The organism is Pseudomonas sp. sp1636, from assembly GCF_030376615.1.
Taxonomy (GTDB): Bacteria; Pseudomonadota; Gammaproteobacteria; order Pseudomonadales; family Pseudomonadaceae; genus Aquipseudomonas.
Map to the genome: position 1 here is coordinate 202,485 of NZ_JARRAB010000004.1, position 22,850 is coordinate 225,334.

At 64.4% G+C, this 22,850-nt stretch carries 19 protein-coding genes; 11 read left to right on the forward strand and 8 right to left on the reverse strand.

Going from position 1 to position 22,850, the window contains the following annotated elements; genetic code table 11:
- The first annotated feature begins 1 nt into the window (after nucleotide 1).
- Genes P8H27_RS06015 through P8H27_RS06040 form a run of 6 tightly spaced genes read left to right on the forward strand, consistent with a single transcriptional unit; the run spans nucleotide 2 to nucleotide 6,351 of the window.
- A complete protein-coding gene (locus P8H27_RS06015) occupies nucleotides 2–490 on the forward strand; it encodes a TIGR02281 family clan AA aspartic protease (RefSeq protein ID WP_374761333.1) in 489 nt (162 codons plus the stop codon).
- Between the two features lie 22 nt (nucleotides 491–512).
- Nucleotides 513–2,771 carry a DNA topoisomerase IV subunit A gene (parC, locus tag P8H27_RS06020; RefSeq protein ID WP_289635810.1) on the forward strand — a complete coding sequence of 753 codons (2,259 nt, stop codon included), beginning with the start codon at nucleotides 513–515 and terminating at the stop codon, nucleotides 2,769–2,771.
- A 42-nt stretch (nucleotides 2,772–2,813) separates the two neighbouring features.
- Nucleotides 2,814–3,917 (forward strand): ABC transporter permease, encoded by a 1,104-nt coding sequence (locus P8H27_RS06025; protein ID WP_289635811.1) that lies wholly within the window; start codon nucleotides 2,814–2,816, stop codon nucleotides 3,915–3,917.
- A gap of 1 nt (nucleotide 3,918) precedes the next feature.
- Nucleotides 3,919–4,689 carry an ABC transporter ATP-binding protein gene (locus P8H27_RS06030; RefSeq protein WP_289635812.1) on the forward strand — a complete coding sequence of 257 codons (771 nt, stop codon included), beginning with the start codon at nucleotides 3,919–3,921 and terminating at the stop codon, nucleotides 4,687–4,689.
- Nucleotides 4,686–5,639, forward strand: a complete 954-nt coding sequence (locus P8H27_RS06035) for an MlaD family protein (protein WP_289635813.1) — start codon at nucleotides 4,686–4,688, stop codon at nucleotides 5,637–5,639. The genes P8H27_RS06030 and P8H27_RS06035 overlap by 4 nt, the downstream gene beginning before the upstream one ends.
- 7 nt (nucleotides 5,640–5,646) lie before the next feature.
- Nucleotides 5,647–6,351 (forward strand): membrane integrity-associated transporter subunit PqiC, encoded by a 705-nt coding sequence (locus P8H27_RS06040; protein ID WP_289635814.1) that lies wholly within the window; start codon nucleotides 5,647–5,649, stop codon nucleotides 6,349–6,351.
- Nucleotides 6,352–6,619: 268 nt separating this feature from the next.
- Here the strand turns inward: P8H27_RS06040 and P8H27_RS06045 are convergent, their stop codons facing one another.
- Nucleotides 6,620–8,128, reverse strand: a complete 1,509-nt coding sequence (locus tag P8H27_RS06045; protein WP_289635815.1) for a histidine kinase — start codon at nucleotides 8,126–8,128, stop codon at nucleotides 6,620–6,622.
- A 174-nt stretch (nucleotides 8,129–8,302) separates the two neighbouring features.
- Between P8H27_RS06045 and serB the strand changes: the two genes are divergently transcribed.
- The gene (gene serB, locus P8H27_RS06050) at nucleotides 8,303–9,517 is read left to right on the forward strand and encodes a phosphoserine phosphatase SerB (RefSeq protein WP_289635816.1); all 1,215 of its coding nucleotides are present in this window, start codon (nucleotides 8,303–8,305) and stop codon (nucleotides 9,515–9,517) included.
- A 53-nt stretch (nucleotides 9,518–9,570) separates the two neighbouring features.
- Here serB and P8H27_RS06055 read toward each other — a convergent pair whose 3' ends face one another.
- The 5 genes from P8H27_RS06055 to P8H27_RS06075 form a co-directional block, all read right to left on the reverse strand.
- Entirely contained in the window at nucleotides 9,571–11,640 is a 2,070-nt protein-coding gene (locus P8H27_RS06055) for an EAL domain-containing protein (RefSeq protein WP_289635817.1), read from the reverse strand.
- Nucleotides 11,641–11,703: 63 nt separating this feature from the next.
- Nucleotides 11,704–13,509 carry a molecular chaperone gene (locus P8H27_RS06060; RefSeq protein ID WP_289635818.1) on the reverse strand — a complete coding sequence of 602 codons (1,806 nt, stop codon included), beginning with the start codon at nucleotides 13,507–13,509 and terminating at the stop codon, nucleotides 11,704–11,706.
- A 255-nt stretch (nucleotides 13,510–13,764) separates the two neighbouring features.
- On the reverse strand, nucleotides 13,765–14,628 hold the full coding sequence (gene asd / locus P8H27_RS06065) for an archaetidylserine decarboxylase (RefSeq protein ID WP_289635819.1): 864 nt from the start codon (nucleotides 14,626–14,628) through the stop codon (nucleotides 13,765–13,767).
- Between the two features lie 49 nt (nucleotides 14,629–14,677).
- Nucleotides 14,678–15,493, reverse strand: coding sequence for a rhodanese-like domain-containing protein (locus P8H27_RS06070; RefSeq protein ID WP_289635820.1), 816 nt, complete (start codon nucleotides 15,491–15,493; stop codon nucleotides 14,678–14,680).
- A 48-nt stretch (nucleotides 15,494–15,541) separates the two neighbouring features.
- Nucleotides 15,542–17,074, reverse strand: coding sequence for an HDOD domain-containing protein (locus P8H27_RS06075; RefSeq protein ID WP_289635821.1), 1,533 nt, complete (start codon nucleotides 17,072–17,074; stop codon nucleotides 15,542–15,544).
- Between the two features lie 119 nt (nucleotides 17,075–17,193).
- On the opposite strand from P8H27_RS06075, the gene motA reads away from it, so the two are divergent.
- Entirely contained in the window at nucleotides 17,194–18,045 is an 852-nt protein-coding gene (gene motA, locus P8H27_RS06080; protein ID WP_289635822.1) for a flagellar motor stator protein MotA, read from the forward strand.
- Between the two features lie 6 nt (nucleotides 18,046–18,051).
- Nucleotides 18,052–19,065 carry a flagellar motor protein MotB gene (gene motB / locus P8H27_RS06085; protein WP_289635823.1) on the forward strand — a complete coding sequence of 338 codons (1,014 nt, stop codon included), beginning with the start codon at nucleotides 18,052–18,054 and terminating at the stop codon, nucleotides 19,063–19,065.
- 48 nt (nucleotides 19,066–19,113) lie between these two features.
- Here motB and rsgA read toward each other — a convergent pair whose 3' ends face one another.
- Nucleotides 19,114–20,145: a small ribosomal subunit biogenesis GTPase RsgA gene (rsgA, locus tag P8H27_RS06090; protein WP_289635824.1), complete on the reverse strand. Its 1,032-nt coding sequence runs from the start codon at nucleotides 20,143–20,145 to the stop codon at nucleotides 19,114–19,116.
- Between the two features lie 136 nt (nucleotides 20,146–20,281).
- Here rsgA and P8H27_RS06095 point away from each other — a divergent pair, with 136 nt between their 5' ends.
- Together P8H27_RS06095 and orn are read left to right on the forward strand one after the other, a co-directional pair.
- On the forward strand, nucleotides 20,282–21,076 hold the full coding sequence (locus tag P8H27_RS06095; RefSeq protein ID WP_289635825.1) for a class I SAM-dependent methyltransferase: 795 nt from the start codon (nucleotides 20,282–20,284) through the stop codon (nucleotides 21,074–21,076).
- Between the two features lie 40 nt (nucleotides 21,077–21,116).
- Entirely contained in the window at nucleotides 21,117–21,659 is a 543-nt protein-coding gene (orn, locus tag P8H27_RS06100; RefSeq protein WP_289635826.1) for an oligoribonuclease, read from the forward strand.
- A gap of 65 nt (nucleotides 21,660–21,724) precedes the next feature.
- Here orn and queG read toward each other — a convergent pair whose 3' ends face one another.
- Nucleotides 21,725–22,798 (reverse strand): tRNA epoxyqueuosine(34) reductase QueG, encoded by a 1,074-nt coding sequence (gene queG, locus P8H27_RS06105; RefSeq protein ID WP_289635827.1) that lies wholly within the window; start codon nucleotides 22,796–22,798, stop codon nucleotides 21,725–21,727.
- Between the last annotated feature and the right edge of the window lie 52 nt (nucleotides 22,799–22,850).

Consider the following 22,850-nt stretch of genomic DNA (forward strand, 5'->3'; position numbering starts at 1 on the left):
GATGCTGGTGCTGGCCTGGGGCGCCGCGTTGCTGCTGGCCACGCACTTCTTCGGCAAATGGGAGGAGCGGCGCAATAACCCCAACCAGGCGCCGCAATCGGTGCAGGGCGATGGCTATATCGAGGTGCGCCTGCTCAGCAGCCGTGGCGGCCATTACCTGCTGAGCGGCCAGATCAACGGCGCCAGCGTGACCCTGCTGCTCGATACCGGCGCCACCGCCGTCGCCGTGCCCGCGGCCCTGGCCGAACGCCTCGGTCTTACGCGCGGTGCGCCGGTGCAGATCCGTACCGCCAATGGCACCGTGGTCGGCTACCGTACCCGGCTGGCCAGCCTGCAACTCGGCGAGATCCAGTTGCGCGACGTCGCCGCCCTGATCACCCCGGGCATGGACGGCGACGAGGTGCTGCTCGGCATGAGCGCCCTGAAACAACTCGAATTTACCCAGCGCGACGGCACCCTGGTGCTGCGCCAGACCACTTCGCTTGACTAAATTTTCTTACCATGAGGCACGCATGAGCGAACCCCTCGATTTGAGCCTGGACGGTGTCGAACGCCGCTCCCTTGCCGACTTCACCGAGCAGGCTTATCTCAATTATTCGATGTACGTGATCATGGATCGCGCCTTGCCGCATATCGGCGACGGCCTCAAGCCGGTGCAGCGGCGCATCGTCTACGCCATGAGCGAGCTGGGCCTGGACGCCGACTCCAAGCACAAGAAGTCGGCGCGCACCGTCGGCGACGTGCTCGGCAAGTTCCACCCGCACGGCGACTCGGCCTGCTACGAGGCTATGGTGCTGATGGCGCAGCCGTTCAGCTACCGCTACACCCTGGTCGACGGCCAGGGCAACTGGGGCGCGCCGGACGATCCCAAGTCGTTCGCCGCCATGCGTTACACCGAGGCGCGTCTGTCGCGCTATTCCGAGGTGTTGCTGAGCGAGCTGGGCCAGGGCACGGTGGACTGGGTACCGAACTTCGACGGCACCCTCAACGAGCCGGCGACTTTGCCGGCGCGCCTGCCCAACCTCCTGTTGAATGGCACCACCGGCATCGCCGTGGGCATGGCCACCGACGTGCCGCCGCACAACCTGCGCGAGGTCGCGGCGGCCTGCATCCGCCTGCTCGACCAGCCGGACGCCACGGTCGAGCAGCTCTGCGAGCATGTGCTCGGCCCGGATTACCCGACCGAGGCGGAGATCATCACCCCGCGCGCGGATCTGCTGAAAATCTACGAAACTGGACGCGGCTCGGTGCGCATGCGCGCCGTGTACCGCGTCGAGGACGGCGACATCGTGGTCACCGCGCTGCCGCACCAGGTGTCCGGGGCCAAGGTGCTGGAGCAGATCGCCGCGCAGATGCAGGCGAAGAAGCTGCCGATGGTCGCCGACCTGCGCGACGAGTCGGATCACGAGCACCCCTGCCGCATCGTCATCATCCCGCGCTCCAATCGGGTCGATGCCGATGAGCTGATGCAGCACCTGTTCGCCACCACCGAGCTGGAATCCAGTTACCGGGTCAACAGCAACGTCATCGGCCTGGACGGCAAACCGCAGGTGAAGAACCTGCGTCAGTTGCTGAAGGAGTGGTTGGAGTATCGGGTGGCTACCGTGCGCCGGCGTTTGCAGTTCCGCCTGGACAAGGTCGAGAAGCGCCTGCACCTGTTGGAAGGCCTGTTGGTCGCCTTCCTCAACCTCGACGAAGTGATCCATATCATCCGCAGCGAGGATCAGCCCAAGCCGGTGCTGATGGCGCGCTTCGGCCTGACCGAGGTACAGGCCGACTATATCCTCGACACCCGCCTGCGCCAGCTGGCGCGCCTGGAGGAGATGAAGATCCGTGGCGAGCAGGACGAGCTGGCCAAGGAGCGCGCCAAGCTGCTGAGCCTGCTCGGCAGCGAAGCCAAGCTGAAGAAGCTGGTGCGCCAGGAAATCCTCGACGACGCCGAGAAATACGGCGACGCGCGGCGTTCGCCGATCGTCGCCCGCGCCGAGGCCAGGGCGCTGAGCGAAACCGAGCTGCTGCCCACCGAGCCGGTCACCGTGGTGATCTCGGAGAAGGGCTGGGTGCGCTGCGGCAAGGGCCACGATATCGATGCCACGGGCCTGTCGTACAAGGCCGGCGACGGCTTCAAGACCGCCGCGCCGGGGCGCTCGAACCAGTACGCGGTGTTTATCGATTCGACCGGCAGGAGCTATTCGCTGGCGGCGCATTCGCTGCCCTCCGCGCGCGGCCAGGGCGAGCCGCTGACCGGACGCCTGACCCCGCCACCGGGGGCGACCTTCGAGTGTGTGTTGCTGCCGGACGACAGCGCCCTCTATGTGGTCGCCTCGGATGCGGGCTACGGCTTCGTGGTCAAGGGCGAGGATCTGCAGGCCAAGAACAAGGCCGGTAAGGCGCTGCTCAGCCTGCCGCCTGGCGCCAAGGTGCTGGCGCCCAAGCCGCTGGCCAGTCGCGAGCTGGACTGGCTGGCGGCGGTGACCACCGAGGGCCGGCTGCTGTTGTTCCCGGTGCGCGACTTGCCGCAACTGGGCAAGGGCAAGGGCAACAAGATCATCGGCATCCCCGGCGAGCGGGTTGCCAGCCGCGAGGAATACCTCACCGATCTGCTGGTGTTGCCGAGCGGGGCGACCTTGGTGTTGCAGGCCGGTAAGCGTACCTTGTCGCTCAAGGCCGATGACCTGGAACACTACAAGGGTGAGCGCGGGCGGCGCGGCAACAAGCTGCCGCGCGGCTTTCAGCGGGTCGATGCGTTGCTGGTGGAACAGCAGGGCTAACGGGCGGAGGTCTGGATGGTTGGGGGCGGGCAGGGCGCTGGCTTGCACTGGTTGGTAGCGGATGGCCAACCGGTACGCCTGCGGGTGGACGGCGCCTGGCTGCTGCAGGCGCCCAAGCCCGACCTCGAGGCCGTCTGGTACAGCCAGCGGCAATTGCCCGCGCAGGTGCAGGTGGAGGTTGCCGTGGCCGCCTGGGACAGTAGCCTGTTGGCGCTGCTGCGCCGTCTGCAGCGCTTGGCCGTGGCGCAGGAGGTGGCGCTGCACTGGCAAGGCCTGCCCGAGGGCGTCGAACGGCTGTTGCAGATGGCCGCCAAGCCGTCTACCCAGGCCCAGGAGGAGCCGGCGCCCGACTATGGGGCGGTGTCCCGCCTGGGCCTGCTGCTGCTTGGCGTGCAGGCCAGTGTCGGCCAGGCCTGTCGTTTCCTCGGCGAGGTGGTGTTGGCTCTGGGGCGCCAGCTGCGCGGCCGCGGACGGATGCGCCGGGGCGATTTCTGGTTGGCCCTGCAGCAGTGCGGGCCGGGCGCGCTGCCGATAGTGGCGCTGATTGCCATTCTGGTCGGCCTGATCCTGGCGTTCGTCGGCGCCGCCCAGTTGGAGGCCTTCGGTGCCCAGCTGTACATCGCCAATATGGTGGCCATCGGCATGACCCGCGAGATGGGCGCGTTGATGACCGCGGTGATCATGGCCGGGCGCACCGGTGCGGCCTACGCGGCGGAACTGGGCAGCATGCAGGCCAACGAGGAAATCGATGCGTTGAAGACCTTCGGTTTTCCGCCGTTGGAGTTCCTGGTGCTGCCGCGGTTGCTGGCGCTGCTGGTGAGCATGCCGCTGCTCTGCGTGTTCGCCGATGCGCTCGGCATTCTCGGCGGTTTCATCATCGGCTCCGGCCTGTTCGATATTTCTGCACAGCTTTACCTCAAGCAGAGTCTGGAGATGCTCAGCCTCAGCGATTTCCTGGTGGGGATCGGCAAGAGCCTGGTGTTCGCCGTGCTGATCGGCCTGATCGGCTGTCACTACGGCCTGGCCTGCGGGCGCAATGCCCAGGCCGTGGGGCAGGCCACCACCCGGGCGGTGGTCAGCATCATAGTGGCGCTGGTGGTCAGCGATGCACTGATCACCCTGATCTGCACCCGGTTGGGGGTCTGAGATGAGCGATGCGCTGTTGGTCGCCGAGGGCCTGAGTGCCGGCTACGGCAGCCTGGTGATCCAACGCGAGCTGAATTTTGCCATCCGCCGTGGCGAGGTGTTCGTCATCATGGGTGCCAGTGGTTGCGGTAAAAGCACCCTGTTGCGTCATTTGATCGGCCTGCAGGCGCCGCTGGCCGGACGGGTGCTGTTCAATGGCGAGGATTTCTGGGCCCGTGACGAGGACAGCCGCGGCGCCTTGCAGCAGCATTTTGGCGTGCTCTACCAGAATGCCGCCTTGTGGGGCTCGATGACCCTGCGCGAGAATATCTGCCTGCCGCTGGCGGCCTACCGCCGGCATCTGCAACCGGCCGAGTTGGTCGAGCTGGCGGCGTTGAAGCTGGCCTTGGTCGGCCTGGCCGGCTGCGACGAGCTGTATCCGGCCCAGCTCTCCGGCGGCATGCGCAAGCGCGCCGCCCTGGCCAGGGCGCTGGCGCTCGACCCGCAGGTGTTGTTCTTCGATGAGCCCTCGGCCGGCCTCGATCCGATCAGTTCGCAATCCCTCGACGCATTGATCCTGCAATTGCGTGATAGCCTGGGCTCGAGCATCGTGCTGGTGACCCATGAGCTGCCGAGCATTCAGGCGGTGGCCGACAGGTGTCTGTTCCTCGACAACCAGACCCATACCCAGATTGCCCTGGGCAGTCTGCAGGAGTTGCTGGCCGATGGGCCGGAGCAGGTGCAGCGCTTTCTACGCCGGGGCGCAGCGGCTCGTACAATGGAGGCGTCATGAGCGAAGCGCGCAAACCCTTTATGATCGGCGCCTTTCTGCTCGGCGGCCTAGCCCTGCTGGCCGCGGGGCTGCTGTTGCTGTCGCGTGACAGTTGGTTCAGCCAGCCCAGCGAGTATGTGGTGTATTTTACCGGCGCCCTGGACGGTCTGGATGTGGGCGCCGATGTCACCTACCGTGGGGTCAAGGTCGGCATGGTGCGCGAGATTCGCCTGTCCTACGACCCTGAACTCAAGGATGTGGTGATGCCGGTGGTGCTGCGCATCAATTCTCCAGAGCAGCAGCAGGCCAGCTCTCACGGTTTCGATCAGGTCATCGGGCAACTGGTCGAGCGTGGTCTGCGTGCCCAGCTGCAGACGCCCAGCCTGCTGACCGGCAAGGCGATAGTCGCGTTGGATCTGTTCCCGGAGCAGGCCGGCTATGTGCGCACGCCGCACGAGCTGGATCTGCCGAGCATTCCCAGTGTGCCGTCGCGGATCGACGAGGTTGCCGATGTGTTGCGCGAGCTGGCGGGCAGCCTGCGCGAATTGCCGTTGCAGGAGATGGCCGTGGCGGCCACGCAGACCCTGCAATCCCTGGAGAAACTGACCAGCTCTGCGGAACTGCAGCAGGGTCTGGTGAGCATGAGTCAGTTGCTGGTCAAGCTCGATCGCTTGAGTGGGCGGCTGGAGCAACAACTGCCGGCGATCATGGATAATGTCCAGCAAAGCAGCGTTGACCTGCATGGCGCGGTGGGCGAAATTCGCCGCGCGGCGCAAAATGCCGCACAGGCGTTACAGCAGGTTAATCAGCTGGCGGCTGACAGTCGTCGCAGTCTCGGCCCGGAATCCGAGGTACAGTACGAAGCATTGCGTGCCCTGCAGGAACTCAGTCAGGCTGGAAAAGCCCTGCAGCGCACCATGGAAGGGCTCGACCAGCAGCCTCAATCGCTCATATTTGGCAAATCAAGGTAATGTTTTGATGAGACCGTTGCACTTCTCACCGCCGCTGTTGCTGCTTCTCGCGGCGCTTACCCTGCCCGGCTGTGCCGTGCTGCAACCGCCGGCGCAGTTCTACCAACTCGAGCAGGGCCGTCCGGAACTGCCGCAGGACGATAAAGGGCCGGCACTGCTGCTCGGCCCGCTGAAGCTGGCGGACTATCTGCAACGCGAGAACCTGGTGCAGCGCGAGCTCGATGACAGCCTCTCGCTCAGCCAGAAGACCCGCTGGGCCGGTAGCTTGCAGGACGATGTCGGCCAATTGCTGTTGCGCCAACTGGCTGGACAGCTGGATACCAGCCGCGTCGCGCTGTACCCGGATCGCGTTGGGTTCTCCAGCCAGGTTCAGGTTGTGCTGAGCATCAGTCGGCTGGACTCGGGGGTGCAGCAGCCGGCGGTGCTCGAAGCGCAATGGCGCTTGCTGGATTCCGCCGGGGTGCAGCGTGGCAGCCGGATCGTCCGCCTGCAGGCCGCACACATGGGCACGGTGATCGACCAGGTGCGCGCCCAGAGCGACCTGCTCCGGCAGTTGGCTGACGAGTTGGCCGGCGCGATCAAGGCCATGCCGGTCGCCGAAACAGTCGCGCCGCGCAAACCGGCGGCTGCCGCACCGGCCAAGCCTGCGGTAAAGAGTTCGCCGGCGCCGCTGATCGAGCCGGCCACGCAAACGGAAGTGTTCCGCTTCTAAGCGTGTGCCGCCGGTCGGATTCGCGTGGCGAGGCCCGGCCGGCTATCAGTTCTCAGAGGCTGTGAAAATATCGAACGCAACGCCGCAGCGGGTGTTTTGGCGATCCGTAGGCGGTATATGGATTCCTCCGCAGGCGGTGCGGCGTGGTTGATCGCCGCGGCACCTATCCTGGCGGGTTGTCGCTGCGCTCCGGGCGGAACACTGCCCGAGCCGCCCCGGGCCTGGGCGGGCTGTGGAGCCTGAGGCGGTCGCAGCAGGCGAGGTTTTCTCAGTGCGGATGGTGCTCGTGCATGTGCGCCAGCTGGCGCTCCAGCAGTGACGGATAAGGCTCCAGCAGGCGCTCCACGCAGCAGGCGCCTTCCGGGCTGGCGATGGTGCGAATGCGCGCGCGCTGACGTACCAGTGCATCATCACCCACGGCTCGCTCGAGCAGCAGCAGGTTGCGGCTGTGCTGGGACAGGGCCAGGGCATTCTGAGCCGTCTCGCTGAGCAACAGGTCGCCTTGGCTCAAGTCGAGCAAGTCTTCGCCCTGGGTCAGGCCCAGCTGCAGCTGCAGGGTGATGCCGCTGTCGGCGACTTCGATCTGCAAGGCATGGCCGAGCGCGCGCATCAATTCGCCGCAGCAGATGGCGTGGGTCAAGTAATCCTCGGCACTGTCCTGGCGATGGAACAGTATCAGGCTGCTGCCGTCGTTGAGGGTGTGCAGTTCGCCCCGATAGAGGGCCGAGGCCTGGTTCAGGCAATCGCGATAGCGCTGCAGCAGATCCAGCAGGCGCACCCGCGGCAAGCGGCGTAGCTGTTCTTGGGCGCCCAGTTGGATGGCCAGTACGGCGCTCTGCTGGGGGCCGCTGACCGTCAGCGTGGGAATCGCTGGCGAGTCATCGCGCAGCTCGGCGAAGGGGTCAGTATCGTGCGGTTGGCCGAGTGTGCGGTCATTGTCCGTCTGCTTGAGGTCGTCAAAGCGCTCGTCGTGCAGGTCGCGTACCTCGAAGGCCGGCTCATCGTCGTCGTCGTCGTCGCCGAAGTCGTGCTCATCGGCCTGTGCGTCGTGGAGGTCGTCAGGTTCTGCTTCGGGCTCTGGTTTTTCCGCTACCAGACGCATTTGCAGCTGCCGCGCCAGATCGCCGATTTCATCCTGGCGGCCGGCCCCGGGCGCCGGGTCGTCCGGGTCGCGTAACCAGATGCGCAGCTGCAGCAGTGGGGTGGAGATGTGGCGGCCCAGGCGCATGCTCAGGGACAATGCCAGTGCCAGCAGAATCAGGCTGAGGATGCCCATGCTCTGCAAGCTGATGGTCATCGGTTGCTGGAACTGACGCATATCCAGGCTGATGCGCAATTGACCGGCGATCACTTCCTGGAAGGCGATGGGCACCGAATAGATGCCGTCGGTGTCGCCCAGCAGACCTTGCACGGGGCGTGAGCCGGATTCGGCGAGAATGCGATTGTCGACGCTGTAGATGACCGCATGGGCCACCAGCGGATTTTTTACCAGGTCGTTGAGCAGGACATTGAGGCTGAGGCCATCATTGGATACCAGCGGCTCTTTGGCGGAGGCAGCCGTCTGCTCGATCAGGCTCTGACCGATGGCATTGGCCTGCTGCTCCATCGCATGCTTGAACTGCATGCCGATCACCCAGGCATAGATCACCAGTGCCAGAGCCACCAGTAGCAGGCTGTGGCTGGCAATGCGCAGGGCCAGGGGCACGCGGCGTTGGCGTAGCGCCTGGAACAGCAGCAGGAAGAAATTATCGGGCTTGACGGGGGCGGGCCGGTTCACAGAGCTCGGCTCTTATCGACTATAGATGGCGCGCAGTATAGCGACCGCCCTGCATAGGGCAAAGCGCCGTGCATGCCCGGATGGCGGTGAAAATGGGTAGAATGTGCGGCTTTCGGCAAGCCTGCTCTGCTGCGGCAGGCGGTTGACCATTAATCAAGCCCCGGAGGGTGCGCCTTGCGCGAAATCGTCCTGATCAACATTACCGGCGAAGACCGTCCCGGTCTGACTGCCGCCATCACCGGCGTGCTGGCCCAAGGCGGGGTGAATATCCTCGATATCGGCCAGGCGGTGATCCACGACACCCTCTCGTTCGGCATTCTGGTGGAGATTCCACCGACCGAGCAGGGCTCGTCGGTGCTCAAGGATCTGCTGTTCACCGCCTACAAGCTCGACCAACAGGTGCGCTTCACCCCGGTGGCGGCGGCAGATTACCAGCAGTGGGTCGGCGGCCAGGGCAAGGCGCGGCATATCGTGACCCTGTTGACCCGCAAGGTGACCGCCGAGCAATTGCAGCGGGTCAGCGCTATTACCGCCAAGTACGACCTGAACATCGACCATATCGATCGTCTGTCCGGGCGCATGCCGCTGGATATGCCGGCCGAGCAGGGCAAGGGCTGCATCGAATTTTCCGTACGCGGCGAGCCCGCCGATCAGGCGGCCTTGCGTGCCGAGTTTCTCAGCGTGGCGCAGGAGCTCAACGTCGATATCGCTTTCCAGCGTGACTCGCTGTTTCGCCGTAATCGCCGCCTGGCGGTGTTCGACATGGACTCGACACTGATCGAGGCCGAGGTGATCGACGAGTTGGCCAAGGCTGCCGGGGTCGGCGAACAGGTTTCGGCGATTACCGAACGGGCCATGCGCGGCGAGCTGGATTTTGCCGCCAGCTTCAGGGAGCGTCTGGCGCTGCTCAAGGGCCTGCCGGAAAGCGTGTTGAGTGAGGTCGGTGCCTCGTTACGCCTGACCGAAGGGGCCGAGACGCTGTTCAGCGAGTTGCGGCGGCTCGGCTACAAGACCGCGATCCTGTCGGGCGGCTTCAGCTATTTCGCCAGGCAACTGCAGGTCAAGCTGGGCATCGACTACGTCTTCGCCAACGAACTGCAGATCGTCGACGGCCTGGTCACCGGTGTCGCCGTCGAACCGATCGTCGACGCCCAACGCAAGGCCGACCTGCTGCGCGAGCTGGCAGAGAAAGAAGGTTTGCGCCTGGAACAGACCATCGCCGTCGGCGATGGTGCCAACGACCTGCCGATGCTGGCCATCGCCGGCCTGGGCGTGGCCTTCCGCGCCAAGCCGCTGGTCAAGCAGTCGGCCAAACAGGCGATCTCGACCCTGGGCCTGGACGGCATCCTCTATCTGCTCGGTTTCCGCGATCGCGACGGCCTGGAGTAACCGCCCGGCCATGGACAAGCCGCCCTCGGGCGGCTTTTTCGTTGCGCTGGCAGCTACTCGTCGCCCGCGGAGAAGTCGTAGTCCATCGACTGGCTGGGGCCTTGCAGGTAGTAACCCTGGATGTAATTGACCCCGGCCTGCCAGAGCGTGGCCAGTACGCTGGCGCTCTCGATAAAAGGCACTATGGTCAACTTGGCCTGGGCGTGCAGGCTGGCCAGCAGGGTTTTCAGGGCTTCCTGGCTGTCTGGCGTGGACAGATCCTGGGAGAAGGAACCGTCGATTTTGACAAAATCGACGTGCAGGTGCTTGAGGGTGTTGAAGGGGTTGATTGCGCAGCCGAACTGGCTGAGTGCCACCTTGCAGTGCAGTTCGTGCAAACCCTGGGTCAGTGCCTTGGCCTGCTTGAGGTAGGCGATGGCGTCCGGTTCGCTGAGTTGGAAGACCAGTGCGTCCGAGGGTAGGCGCGCGGCTTTCAAGGCGACGCTGAGCCACGGCAGCAGGGTTTGATCCTGCAGGCTGGCGCTCGACAGGTGGATGAACAGGTGGGTGTTGTGGCCCTTGTTGCGGTGGTTGGCGAGCAACTTGACCGAGTTGAGGATCACCCAGCGGTCGATTTTCTCGCCCAGACCGCACTCTTTGGCAGCGTTGAGAAAATCACGCGGTGGAACCTCTTCGCCTTGCGGGTTAAGCAGGCGCAACAACACTTCGTAGTATTCATGGCTGTCGCCGCGCAAGCTGATGACTGGCTGGAACAGCAGGCGGAAGCTGTTGTGCTCCAATGCCTGCTGCACCATGGCGATCATGTCGCCGCGGTTGGCCGCTGCGGCCCGTTCATCGCCAGGGTTGAACAGCTTCAGCGCGTTGCCCTGGTTCAGTTCGTCGGCGCAGCGCTGGGCGCGGTCGACCACTTCCTGGGCTTTCGGGGTTTTTTCGTTGAGGCCGGCGACGCCAATCGACAGGGTGCTCTGTGCCGTGCGGCCGTTGACATCGAACAGGTTGCCTTCGACCTTTTTCAGCAGGCTGGCCAGGCCGGCTTCGGTTTGCTCCGGCGTCTTGCCGGGCTGCAGGACGGTGAAGACGTCATCGCCAAAACGCGCCAGTTGCACCTCTGGGGTGAAGTGGCCGCGCAGCAGGTTGGCCAGGTCGGTGAGGAGCAGGTCGATGCCGGCCAGGCCGACGTCGGCCAGCAGGCTGGCATAGCGGTCGAGGCGGATATAGGCCAGGCTGGCCGGCTGGCCGGCATTCACTGCGCGCTCGGCGGCGGCATCCATCAGGCCGAGGAAATAGTTGCGGTTGTACAGGCCGGTCACCAGATCCTGGCTGCTGATTTCGCGCAGCTTCTCTTCCAGCTCGGCATTGCCGCTTTCCGCGTGGATCACCACCTGGATGCAGGGCTCGCCATCGTAGTTGGCCGGCGAGAAGCTCATGCGCGCCGGGAAGGTCTGGCCGCAGGCCTGGACGCCGGAGCAGGCCAGTTCGGCGTTGCCTTCGGCGCTCTGGTAGTTTTTCAGGAAGTCTTTGAAGTCGCTTTGGTCGGCGCTGGCGATCAGGTCGATCATCGGCATGCCTTCCAGCTCATCGGCATCTTGATACGCGAAGAGTTCGAGGTAGGCGCGGTTGGCATAGATGTGCATGCCGTCATGCACGTAGGTGATGGCATCGACCGAGCTGTCGAGCAGTAACTGGCAACGCTTTTCCGTTTCGCGCAGGGCTACTTCGGCGGCGCGCCGGGCGCGGCGTTCTTCGAGGTTGGCCAGCTCGCGTTTGGCCACCAGCACCAGGCGCTCGTCTTCGCCTTGCGGCAGCGCGTCCTGGGCGCCTAGCGCCAAGGCTTCGGTGATGCTGTCGGAGTCATTGTCGGCGAGTAGCTGGATGACTGGAATATCTTTCGCCTGGCGGCGAATCGCGTTGATCGCTTCGCCCGGGTCGAGTTGTTCGCTGCTGGGCGCGCAGATCAACAGATCCCAGCTCTGCTGCAGGGTCTCGGTCAGGTCGGCGCTGGAGGTCAGGCGATGTACGCGCGTGGCGCGACCGGCGTTACGGAACAGGCTGACGAGACGCTCGGCCTCGTTCTGCGAGTCTTCGAGAATCAGCAGTCGAATGGTTTTTTTTTCGATGGCCATATCAGGAGTCAAATCTGCGGCAAACGGGCGCGAAAATGCGACGAAAGTTGATGTGTCGGCAATCTACAGCGACTTCCATAGCGAGTCAAAGTCTTCCTCCCCGCTTGTGTTTTGACTGCCTTGGGCTGTGACGGACTTCCCTGGATCGCTGGGTTTCGGTTCGGTACTGCGGTATTCGAACTGGTTGAAGCTGCCGGTGCTGGTTTGGCGGCGACTGAGCACGGCGCGGCGTTCTGCTCCGTTGATGTTGATCATCACTTTGTTGCCTTCCTGGAAGGGCAGGCGTGGTGTGAGCAGGGTGGCAGGGCGGGAGATGGCGCTGATTTCCGGCAGCAGCAGTGTGCGCAGATATTGACTGTGGTGTTCGGCCTTGCGCAGCAGTTGCAGGCCGCAGGCTTGGGCATGCGGGGCGATCAGTTCGATGCCCATCTGGGTTCCGCCGCCGCGTACCTGACGAATCCAGCGCACCACTGCAATGCTCCAGCTTTGTTCGGGCGAATCCTGCACGCCGAGCAGTTCGCCGGCTTGCAGTTGGCTAGGCACCTCTTTTGGCCAGGACAGGCAATAACCCCCTGGGCTGTGGTTGATGATCGGCAAGGCGAAGGTCGGGTAGCTTTCGCTACCGGCGGGCTCTGTTTGCGTATCCTGATCCGTGGGTTTGCGGTACTCGATTTCCTCGAAGGGCAGGCCATTTTCCCAGTTATTGGCCTTCTGGGCGTCGAAGGCGTTTGACCAGACATCCGGGGTGCCGGTCTCGGCTTTGAATACCGCCGTTTTGGTTTCCGCCGGAAGTTGCAGGATTTCGTTGAAGGGGCGCTTGCCGGCCAGGAAAAAGTGCACAGCGCTCATGCCGATGCACAGGGCCAGGGTGCCCTGGCCGTGGGTGCGGTTGAAGCTCCGTTCGGCGATGTCGCCCCAGGCGGCGCTCAGGTGTTGCAGCATATCCAGGCTGAACCCCTCGGGTACCAGCAGGCGCGATTTGCCGGTGTTTTCCGCAGGCAGCAGCAGGTGCTCCTGGATCGCCTCCACCAGAGGGCGTGGGTCGATGCCCAGTGCGTTATGCCGCTCTTTGTCCTGAAACAGCGAGGAGTAGCGCGGCGGGCCGTCCACTTGCGGGGCTACCGCAAACAGACTCGAGGACGCCTCGCCGGCTTGCAGTCTGACCAGTGCGCTCCAGGGTTCAAGGACTTCGGCGAGGCGCGCGATAGTATTCTGGCGCATCTGGTTGCAGCGGGCGCAGCCGAGCAGCAGGGCGACCACATAGCTCTGCTCGGTGCTCAGGCCTTGAGTGTGGCGGGCCAGTGGGTCGCGGATGGCGAGCTTGTGCAGGCGGCGCTCACTGGCGATCTGATAGAGCTGGTGCAGTTCCAGCCAGAGGCCTTCGGGCACGGGGCAATATAATTGGCTGGCGCGAATCAGCGGGCCGCACAAGCTATGGGTCGCGCGCTGCAGGGCGACGCTCAGCAGCGTGTTGTGCTCGCGATTACTTGGTGCGGCCAGGCTGGCAATGATCAGCTTATAACCGACGGCCAGGTGGTTCTGCAGGGCCTGGCAGAGATTGGCGACTTTGCGTGGGCGTTCATCGAGGACAATCGCCTGGTTGAGGAAGTGCCGCTCGAGGTGTTGGCAGACGAAGTAAACCTCCGGACGCAGTAACTCCAGCAAATGCAGGCGATTGTCCGCCGGGGTGCGCAACTGGTTGAGCTCGACCAGGGCCTGGTAAAGCTGGCGGGCGGTTTCGCCGATATTGGCTTTCGGCAGCCCCGCGATCCAGCGCTTGAGGTCGCGCGGGCTGGCATCGCAAAAAGACAGGATCGGCTTGTGCGGTGTCGGAACGCGGAGCAGTAGGTGGGGACTCTGTTTATCCATCTAGCTTGGATACTCCAATGCCCAGAGGTCAGGCGAGCGGCTTTCCCAATCAATAATGCTGCGAACTTTAACAGTATCTCGCCGCCGCCGCAGCCGTGCATCGAGCGGGCCGGCGGCTGGCGCGCAGAGGCCATGCTGGGCCCTGCCAGGCCGGTGCGCGGCCACCCTTGAACTGGCGGAAATCGGCACGTCCGCGATTATGGCGACTGGGGTGCGGGGCGTTCGGGCTTGGCGCAACGCTGCGGGTATTTGGCCTCAGCCGACCTGGCCGTTGCCGATGCCTTGCCCCATCCGCACGCTGCTGTTGGCGCTCAGCGTTGCGGCCCAGCGAACCTGCTCCGGGCCGAACAAGACGATGGCCGTCGAACCCAACTTGAAGCGACCCAGCTCCGCCCCCTTGTCCAGGACGATAGGCGCGCGCGCCGCCGCGTCATAGCGGACGCTTTTCAGCTGGCGCTTGGGCGGCGTGACCAGGCCGGCCCAGACGGTTTCGATCGAGGCGACGATCATGGCGCCGACCAGTACCACGGCCATGGGGCCGCGCTCGGTATCGAACAGGCAGACGACCCGCTCATTGCGGGCGAACAGTTCAGGGACGTTTTCCGCGGTGCTCTGGTTGACCGAGAACAGCCGGCCCGGCACGTAGACCATTTCCTTGAGGGTGCCGGCCAGCGGCATGTGCACGCGGTGGTAGTCCTTGGGCGACAGGTAAATGGTCGCGAATTCTCCGCCCATGAACGGGCTGGCGCGTTCACTGTCGCCGCCGAGCAGTTCGAGCACGCTGAAGCTGTGGCCCTTGGCCTGGAATATGCGGCCGTGCTCGATCTGACCCAGTTGGCTGACGGCGCCGTCGGCCGGGCTGAGGATCGCGTCGGGGGTGGTGTCGAGCGGGCGTGCCCCCTCTTTCAGGGCGCGGGTGAAGAACGCATTGAAGTGCTCGAAAGCGCTCGGGTCTTCGATCTGCGCCTCGCTCATGTCGACCCGATATTGCTTGATGAACCAGCTGATCAGGCGATTCTTGAACCAGCCGGAGCGGCATTCGGCTGCGCCGCCGATCAGGCGCGACAGCAGGTGATGCGGCAGCAGGTACTGGCTGAGGATGAATAGGCGTTGTTTCATGGGCGTTCCTTCAGGATTCGATAGCGTTCGGGCGGCAATGATGCATTGTTCAGCGTTCGACTGGGGTGTCGGGATGGTTGCCCCACTCGCCCCAGGAGCCGGCGTAGGCCTTGACCCGCGGATAGCCGAGCGCCTTGGCCACCAGGTAGGTGAAGCCGGAGCGGTGGTGAGTCTGGCAGTGGGTGATGATTTCCTTGTCCGGGCTGATGCCGAGGCCGGCGAGCAGCGCGGGCATGTCCTGGCGAATGCGCAAGGCCCGGGCCGGATCCATGCCGGCCGTCCACTCGAGGTTGACCGCGCCAGGGATGTGCCCGGCTTTTGCGGCCAAGGCCTTTTCGCCGCGGTACTCGGCGGGCGAGCGGGCATCCCAGATCGCCAGGTCGGCGGCGCCCAGGCGGCCTTGCAGGTATTCGCGGCTGGCTGTTGGGCGCTCGTCGAGCGTCAGCTTGAGCGTGCCGGTGCACACTGCGGGCTGTTCCGTGCTCAGCGGGCGCTCCTCGGCCAGCCAGGCCTGCAGGCCGCCGTCGAGGTAGTGGTAATGGGTGTGGCCGATCACGTCCAGCAGCCAGATGAACCGCCCGGCCCAGCCGCCGCCTTCGTCGTCGTAGACCGCGTAGACGGCGTCCGGGTTATGCCCCAGTTCGGCGAATAGCTGTTCGAGTTGCGCCAGTTCCGGCAGCAGGCCGGGTGCCGGGGGCTGGCCCAGTTGGGTGCGTTTGGGGTCGACGAAGCGCGCGCCGGGAATATGCCCGGCGGCATAGCGGGCGTTACTGCTCAGGTCGACCAGGATCAGTTCGGCGGCTTCCAGGCGCTCAGCCAGTTCGGCCGCTTCGATAACCAATGGCAACGCAGCGAAGGCAGTCATGCCGGGCCTCTTCATGAGTGGAGAAAGGGACGGATTGTAACGGAAAGCCTAGCGCTCACGTTTGGCAAAACTGTCCAGGGCGCGTTGAATGCATTGCACGGTTTTACCGAAGGCTTGCACGCTGACATCGCTGAGTGCGGCGCCGTTTTGGTCGGCGATGATGATCATCACCACGCGACCGTTGCTGGCCAGTGAGCGGAGCAGCAGGTGCTCGCTGGGAAACAGCACTTTCAGCGAGCCTGGCAGCAGTGCCGAGAACTGCGCGATATTGGCCGGGGTCAGGCGCAGTTGTGCCGGTGTCTTGAGCAGCCGGCGCAGCACCTGGCTGTGCAGCGGGTCGATGACCAACGTGCCGGCCGACGGATCCAGGCCGGCCTGTTGCTGGGCGTGCAGGCGGCTGTGGCTGCGGTCGGCCAAGAGCAGTAGCACCCGCGACATGCCGCAGGCCTGCAGGGCTTGAGTGGTGCGGGTGGTGAGCTGGCCGAGGTTGTGGAAGGCACTCGGCTGCGCGAGCAATTGCGCGCAGTGCTGGCGCCAGCCATTGTCTGCGCTGGCGCTGGCGCTGGCGGTCGCCGGTGGGGGGTTGGTTTGGCTTTGCAGGCGCCGAGTGTCCCAGGGCCAGAGCAAGGCTTGGGCGGGGTGCCAGAGTTCCGCCGAGGCTTGCTGGCGCGCACTCTGCACGGCGTGCTGGTGTACCTGTTGCTGTACATCGTTCAGCGGCAGTTGCAGGTAGAGTCCGGTCAGGTGCTGCCAACGCAGGCTGTGCGGGCTGCTCCAGGCGTGGTGGGCCGACAGTGCCAGGCCGTTGGCCAGCAAGATGCTGTTGGCCGGCTGGGTCAGCCAGCGCCGCAAAGGCGTGTCGGCATCGAGCATTTGCTGCTGACGCAGGGGGTGTTGATTGTCGCGCGCGATGTGCAGGGCCTTGACCAGTTGGCGCCGGTCTTCAACCAGCAGGCGGTAGCCTTGGACTACCCAGTCGGGCAGGCGCCAGCGCTCGGCCAATGCCAGGCACAGGGCGAGCAAGGGGACGCCGAGCAGATCCTGCTCGACTCTGGCGGCCGGTTCGGCTCGGGCTAGCACGCGTTGCTCCCACTCCTTGAACAGTTCGGGATGGGCCGCCAGCAACGACCAGATAGGCGCGAGAAACAGCAGGCTGCCCCAGTGGATCTCCTGCCAGAGACGCGCCAGGCGTGCGCTGAACAAGCCGCTGGCTTGTTGCGCGGCGTGTTGGCTGATCAGCTGAATCTGCCGCAGGGCCAGGGGGATTTCGTCGAGCGGGCGAGCGGGCTGGCGTTTGACCAGCTCCAGGGTGCGCTGCAATCCCAGTCGACCGATAGCGCTTTCCAGGCTTTCGGCGGGGGTGCTGAAACTGCCAGCCTGTCGATTGGCCTCGCGTAGCACGCTCAAGGCCAGGGCAGGGCTGGCCTGCATCAGCGCGGCTATTTCGCGCAGCGAGCGGCGGCTGTCGGACAGGGCGCGACAGACCGTCAGGTGGCTTTCGGCGGGCACCGGCAACAAGTGTTTGTCCAGCTGTTTGAGCCAGTCTTCGAGGGTGCGCGGCAGGGGTTTGGAAATGGGCATCGGTGCTTAGCCATGCTGGCTTTTAGACTTAACTGGCTATAGTCTCGCGCATAAGTTCCGATAAATAGAAGGGTTGTTTTGCATAACCCTCACTACAGGCTCTCGCAAGTTTCCTTTTTATGGCAAAAATCATTGGCATCATCGTTGTATTTGCTAGCGTGCTCGGCGGATTTATCCTGTCCGGCGGTCAGTTCATGGCCCTGGTGCATCCATTTGAAGTCATGATCATCGGCGGCGCCGCGCTGGGGGCTTTTTTGCAGGCCAACCCGGGCAGCATGTTCATGCAGGTGTTCAAGAAGTCGCTGAAGATGTTCAGTTCGCGCTTCAGCCACGCCTATTACCTGGAAGTGCTGAAGCTGGTCTACGAAATCCTCAACAAGAGCCGGCGCGAAGGCATGATGGCCATCGAGTCCGACATCGAGGAGCCTACGGCCAGCCCGATCTTCAGCAAGTATCCGACCATCCTCAAAGACGAGCGGATGACGGCCTATCTCTGCGATTACCTGCGCATCATGTCTTCCGGCAATATGGCGCCGCATGAGCTGGAAGGCTTGTTCGATATGGAGATTGCCAGCCTCAAGGAAGAACTGGAACATCCCGCGCATGCCGTGGCCAAGGTTGCCGACGCCATGCCGGCCATGGGTATCGTCGCCGCGGTACTGGGCATCGTGATCACCATGTCGATCCTTGCCGAAGCGGATAACGCCCAGATCGGCGAGAAGGTCGGCACCGCGCTGGTCGGCACCTTCCTCGGCATTCTGGCTTCCTATGGCTTCTTCGGCCCGCTGGCCACGGCGCTGGAGCATGACGCCAAGGAAGAGATCAACGTATTCGAAGCGATCAAGACCGGCCTGGTCGCTTCGGCGTCCGGGATGCCGCCGTCGCTGGCCGTCGAGTTCGCACGCAAGGTGCTCTATCCGGCCCATCGTCCGAGTTTTGCCGAGCTCGAGCAGGCGATGCGCGGAAACTAACGAAAAATGGACAACAATCAGCCGATCATCGTCAAGCGGGTCAAGAAGGTTGCTGGGGGCCACCATGGCGGTGCCTGGAAGATTGCCTTTGCCGACTTCGCCACGGCGATGATGGCGTTCTTCATGGTGATGTGGCTGATGTCGGTGGCGACACCTGAACAGAAGAAGCTGATTTCCGGTTATTTCAAGGATCCGATCGGCTTTTCCGAAAGCGCCAGTCCCTTCGTCATCGACCTCGGCGGCTCGCCCACCCCAGCGCCGGATCGCACGCTGAACCAGCAAGTCGACGATCAAACCGAGGGCGAGGAAGTCGAGATCGAGCCGGCGCAGCCCGACCCCGCGCAGGCCGAAGGGATGGCTGAGGAGCTGGAGCGCGAACGCCTCGAGTTGTTGTTGCAGGAGCTGCAGAACAAGGTCGAGGAGAATCCGCAGTTACAGCGCTTCAAGGATCAGATCCTGTTCGAGATCACCCAGGATGGCTTGCGTATCCAGATCATCGACGCCGAGAGCCGGCCGATGTTCGACAGTGGCAGTGCGCGTTTGCAGCCGTATTTCGAGGACATCCTGCTGGCCCTGGCCGACACCATCAAGGCGGTGCCGAACAAAATCAGCATCAGCGGCCACACCGACGCCAAGCCGTTTGCCGGTGCCGGCGAGTTCGGCAATTGGGAGCTCTCGGCCAACCGGGCCAATGCCGCTCGACGCGCCCTGGTCGCTGGCGGTTACGACGAGGCGCAGGTGGCTCGGGTGGTGGGCTATGCGTCGTCGGCGCTGTTCGATCGAGACGATCCGCTGAACCCGGTCAATCGGCGTATCGACATCGTCGTGTTGACGAGAAAGGCTCAACGCGCCATCGAGGGCGAGCAGGATGGCGCCGTCGACGCAGCGCCTGCGGTGCCTGGCGCCGTCGCACCTGAAGTGCCGCCGCTCATCCCGGATGCGGTTGCGCCGGATCAGCTGCGTGAGCGTTTGAATATCTTCGAGGATGGCGTGTTACGGCTCGATAGGTCGAGCGAATGAGCGGCGGGTTGGGCGCCCCAGGCCGCGAGTGATCGCGGCCTGGTCGTTTCAGTAATCCGCTTCGGGCAGGCTGGCGAGGATATGCCGGTAGCTGGCCATTCGCTGTGGCTGGACGCGTCCGTCTGCCAAGGCCTTGAGCAGGGCGCAGCCGGGTTCGCGGTCATGCTTGCAGTCGCGAAAACGACACTGGCCGATCAGCTCGTGGAACTCGATGAAGCCGGCCTCGACATCCGCGCGGCTGACATGCACCAGGCCGAATTCGCGAATGCCGGGCGAGTCGACCAGTTCGCCGCCGCCGGGGAAGTGGAACAGGCGTGCGGTGGTGGTGGTGTGGGTGCCCTTGCCGGTCAGTTCCGACAGTGGCCCGACGCGGGTGTCCACGCCTGGCAGCAGGCTGTTGACCAGCGATGATTTGCCAACCCCGGACTGGCCGACGAAGACGCTGACGTGGCCGTCGAGCTGCTGCTTGAGCTGCTCCATGCCGTCGCCCTGATGGGCCGAGACTTCCAGCACGGGATAACCCAGCTGGCGGTACACGCCGAGCAGGACGTTCAGCGCCACGGCGTTCTGCTCATCGATCAGGTCGGCCTTGTTCAGCAGCAGCAAGGGGCGAATGCCGGCATGTTCGGCGGCCACCAGGTAGCGGTCGATCAGGTTGGCGTGGGGTTCGGGCAGGGGCGCGAAGACGATCACGATCAGGTCGACGTTGGCCGCCACCGGCTTCAGCTGGCCGCGGGTATCCGGGCGGCACAGTTCGGTGCTGCGTGGCAGTTGCGCGACTATGACGCCGATGCCCTGATTGCCGGCACGCCAGACCACGCGATCGCCGGTGACCATGGCCGGCAGGTTGGCGCGCAGGTGGCAGCGGAAGACTTGGCCGGCCAGCTCGCCGTCCTGTGCTTCGACTTCGACCTGCACGCCGAAGTGGGCGATGACCAGGCCGAGCTGTTCCGGGCCGAGGTCGCCGCCCTCCAGGGTTTGTACGGCCTGCGATTCGCGTTTGGCCGCGCGGGCGGCCCGTTCGCCCTGAATTTTGTCGATGCGCCAGCTTTGCCGGCGGTTGAGTTGGCGTTTGGCCATGAAGGTTCCGAGGTTGACTGGCGGTGAAATCCGCCAGCGAGTCTAGCACGCGGCACATGCAGACTCGCGCTGCAGCGTTGCGCGAAGCTGGGGGTTAGACTGCGGCGCAGTGAGGATAGGCAAGTAGAGGCGATAAATGGTGGCGAGGGTGCGGATAATTCGTCGAGTGGCCGGTCGCTACCCGGCGCTGCTGGCGTTACTGGCGCAGCTGTGTGCGGCGCTCTTGGTGGGCGCGGCGATTGTCCTGGCCGGGCAGTTCTCGAGCTGGCGTCCCAGCGGATTGGCCGCCGGTTTAATCCAGGGCTTGCTGGCGGCGAGTTTCGCTCGCCGGCTCGGTTTGGCGCCTTGGTGGTGGTGGCTGAACCTGGGGTTTGTCCCGGCGCTGCTCCTGTTCAGCGGTGCGCCGCTGCCGTCCTGGGTGTTTCTTGCCGGTTTTCTGCTGCTCTTGCTGGGCAATTGGAACAGTTTCGGCGAGCGGGTGCCGCTGTATCTGAGCGGGGCGCGCAGCCGCCAGCAACTGGCCGAGTTGCTCGCCCAGCAAACGGCAGATTTCCGTTTCGTCGACCTTGGCTGCGGCCCGGCGGGAGCCTTGCTCTGGCTGGCGCGGCGCTTCCCCCGGGCGCAGTTCGTCGGGGTGGAGACCGCGCCCTTGCCGTTCGCCATCGCCTGGCTGCGCGCGTTGCCGCAGAACAACTGCCGGATCCGCTACGAGAACCTCTGGCGCACCGATTTGGCGCAATTCGACGTGGTCTATTGCTTCCTCTCGCCCGCGCCGATGGCGGCGCTCTGGGCCAAGGCCGTGGCGCAAATGGCCAGCGGCGCCTGGCTGATCAGCAACAGCTTCGAGGTGCCGGGGGGGCCGGCCGATCAGCAAGTCGAGCTGCATGACTGGCGCCGCTCGCGCCTGTTGTTATGGCGGATGCGAGGCTGATTTATTCGTTAAACTGCCGGTTCAAGCCGAGGAGTGCAGCATGCAAAACCCACTGAACCTGATCTGGATCGACCTGGAAATGACCGGGCTCGATCCGGAAAAAGACCTGATCATCGAAATGGCCACCATCATCACCGACAGCCAGCTGAATATTCTCGCCGAAGGCCCGGTGATCGCGGTGCACCAGAGTGACGAGGCGCTCGCCGGGATGGATGACTGGAATACCCGCACCCATGGCGAAAGTGGCCTGACCAAGCGGGTGCGTGAGAGCACGATCGGCCCGGCCGAGGCCGAGGCGCAGACCATCGCCTTTCTCGAACAGTGGGTGGGCAAGGGCCAGTCGCCGATCTGCGGCAACAGCATCGGCCAGGATCGGCGCTTCCTCTATCGCTACATGCCGGATCTGGAAGCCTATTTCCATTACCGCTACCTGGATGTCTCGACCCTGAAGATCCTCGCCGAGCGCTGGGCGCCGCAGCTCAAGGAAGGCTTCCAGAAAAAAGCCAGCCACCAGGCGCTGGACGACATTCGCGAGTCCATCGCCGAACTGCAGTACTACCGCGCGCATTTCATCAAGGCTTGAGCCTCGGTTTTAGCAGGCCGTTTTTAACGCAGTATTGCCAACGCAGGTGGTTTTTCAACGACCTGCTAGGGTGCGCCGCGCTCGGCGTGGCGTGCCAGCGCCCACTCGACATGCTCGCGCACCAGCGCCGAGGGGTGTGCGCGGCGGGCCTGCAGCGCCTCGAGCACCGGGATGCTCGAGGGTGCATTGCCCAGGCCCACCGCCAGGTTGCGCAGCCAGCGTTCGTAGCCGGCGCGGCGCAGCGGCGAGCCTTCGGTACGGCTGAGAAACTCTTCTTCGCTCCAACGGAACAGTGCGGCCAGCTCGGCGTTGTCCAGCTGGTGGCGCGGCTGGAAGTCGCCCTGTTCGGTGGGGCGGGCGAAACGGTTCCATGGGCACACCAGTTGGCAGTCGTCGCAGCCGAACACGCGGTTGCCGATCGGTGCGCGCAGTTCCTCGGGGATCGAGCCTTTCAGTTCGATGGTCAGGTAGGAAATGCAGCGTCGCGCATCCAGCACGTAAGGGCCGACAAAGGCGTCGGTCGGGCAGATGTCCAGACACGCGCGGCAGCGCCCGCAATGCTCGCCGGCGTGGGGCGGGTCGATTGGCAGCGGCAGGTCGACGAACAGCTCGCCAAGGAAGAAGTAGCTGCCGGCGCTGCGGTTGAGCACCAGGCTGTTCTTGCCGATCCAGCCGAGGCCGGCCTGTTCGGCAATGGCTTTCTCCAGCACCGGCGCGCTGTCGACGAAGGCCCGATAGCCGAACGGGCCGCTCTGTTGCTGGATACGCTCGGCCAGTTGCTGCAGGCGTTTGCGGATCAGCTTGTGGTAATCGCGGCCCAGGGCGTAGCGCGAGACATAGGCTTTCTCCGGCTCGCCGAGGCGTTCGGCCATTTGCGTGTCGGCGGGCAGGTAGTCCATGCGCAGCGAGACTATCCGTAACGTCCCGGGCACCAGTTGGTCGGGATGGGAGCGCTTGCTGCCGTGGGCGGCCATGTAGTCCATCTCGCCCTGATAACCGGCGTCCAGCCAGCGTTGCAGGTGCGCCTCGTGTTCACCCAGCGCCACTCCGGTAATGCCGACCTGTTGAAAGCCCAGTTCGCGCCCCCAATCCTTGATCGACTGGGCGAGGGCGGTGAAGTCGAGTGCGACAGTTGTCATATGGGGCGGGTAACCGTGATGGAGGTGGGTATAATTCTGCCAGACATCGGAG

Excerpts from the sequence above, each read along its gene's own strand:
- orn (WP_289635826.1), top strand. The coding sequence starts at position 21,117 with ATGCAAAACCCACTGAACCTGATCTGGATCGACCTGGAAATGACCGGG.
- P8H27_RS06035 (WP_289635813.1), top strand. The coding sequence starts at position 4,686 with ATGAGCGAAGCGCGCAAACCCTTTATGATCGGCGCCTTTCTGCTCGGC.
- P8H27_RS06015 (WP_374761333.1), top strand. The coding sequence starts at position 2 with ATGCTGGTGCTGGCCTGGGGCGCCGCGTTGCTGCTGGCCACGCACTTC.
- P8H27_RS06060 (WP_289635818.1), bottom strand. The coding sequence starts at position 13,509 with ATGGATAAACAGAGTCCCCACCTACTGCTCCGCGTTCCGACACCGCAC.
- asd (WP_289635819.1), bottom strand. The coding sequence starts at position 14,628 with ATGAAACAACGCCTATTCATCCTCAGCCAGTACCTGCTGCCGCATCAC.
- queG (WP_289635827.1), bottom strand. The coding sequence starts at position 22,798 with ATGACAACTGTCGCACTCGACTTCACCGCCCTCGCCCAGTCGATCAAG.
- rsgA (WP_289635824.1), bottom strand. The coding sequence starts at position 20,145 with ATGGCCAAACGCCAACTCAACCGCCGGCAAAGCTGGCGCATCGACAAA.
- P8H27_RS06070 (WP_289635820.1), bottom strand. The coding sequence starts at position 15,493 with ATGACTGCCTTCGCTGCGTTGCCATTGGTTATCGAAGCGGCCGAACTG.
- P8H27_RS06095 (WP_289635825.1), top strand. The coding sequence starts at position 20,282 with ATGGTGGCGAGGGTGCGGATAATTCGTCGAGTGGCCGGTCGCTACCCG.
- P8H27_RS06055 (WP_289635817.1), bottom strand. The coding sequence starts at position 11,640 with ATGGCCATCGAAAAAAAAACCATTCGACTGCTGATTCTCGAAGACTCG.
- P8H27_RS06040 (WP_289635814.1), top strand. The coding sequence starts at position 5,647 with ATGAGACCGTTGCACTTCTCACCGCCGCTGTTGCTGCTTCTCGCGGCG.
- P8H27_RS06030 (WP_289635812.1), top strand. The coding sequence starts at position 3,919 with ATGAGCGATGCGCTGTTGGTCGCCGAGGGCCTGAGTGCCGGCTACGGC.
- P8H27_RS06075 (WP_289635821.1), bottom strand. The coding sequence starts at position 17,074 with ATGCCCATTTCCAAACCCCTGCCGCGCACCCTCGAAGACTGGCTCAAA.
- motA (WP_289635822.1), top strand. The coding sequence starts at position 17,194 with ATGGCAAAAATCATTGGCATCATCGTTGTATTTGCTAGCGTGCTCGGC.
- motB (WP_289635823.1), top strand. The coding sequence starts at position 18,052 with ATGGACAACAATCAGCCGATCATCGTCAAGCGGGTCAAGAAGGTTGCT.
- parC (WP_289635810.1), top strand. The coding sequence starts at position 513 with ATGAGCGAACCCCTCGATTTGAGCCTGGACGGTGTCGAACGCCGCTCC.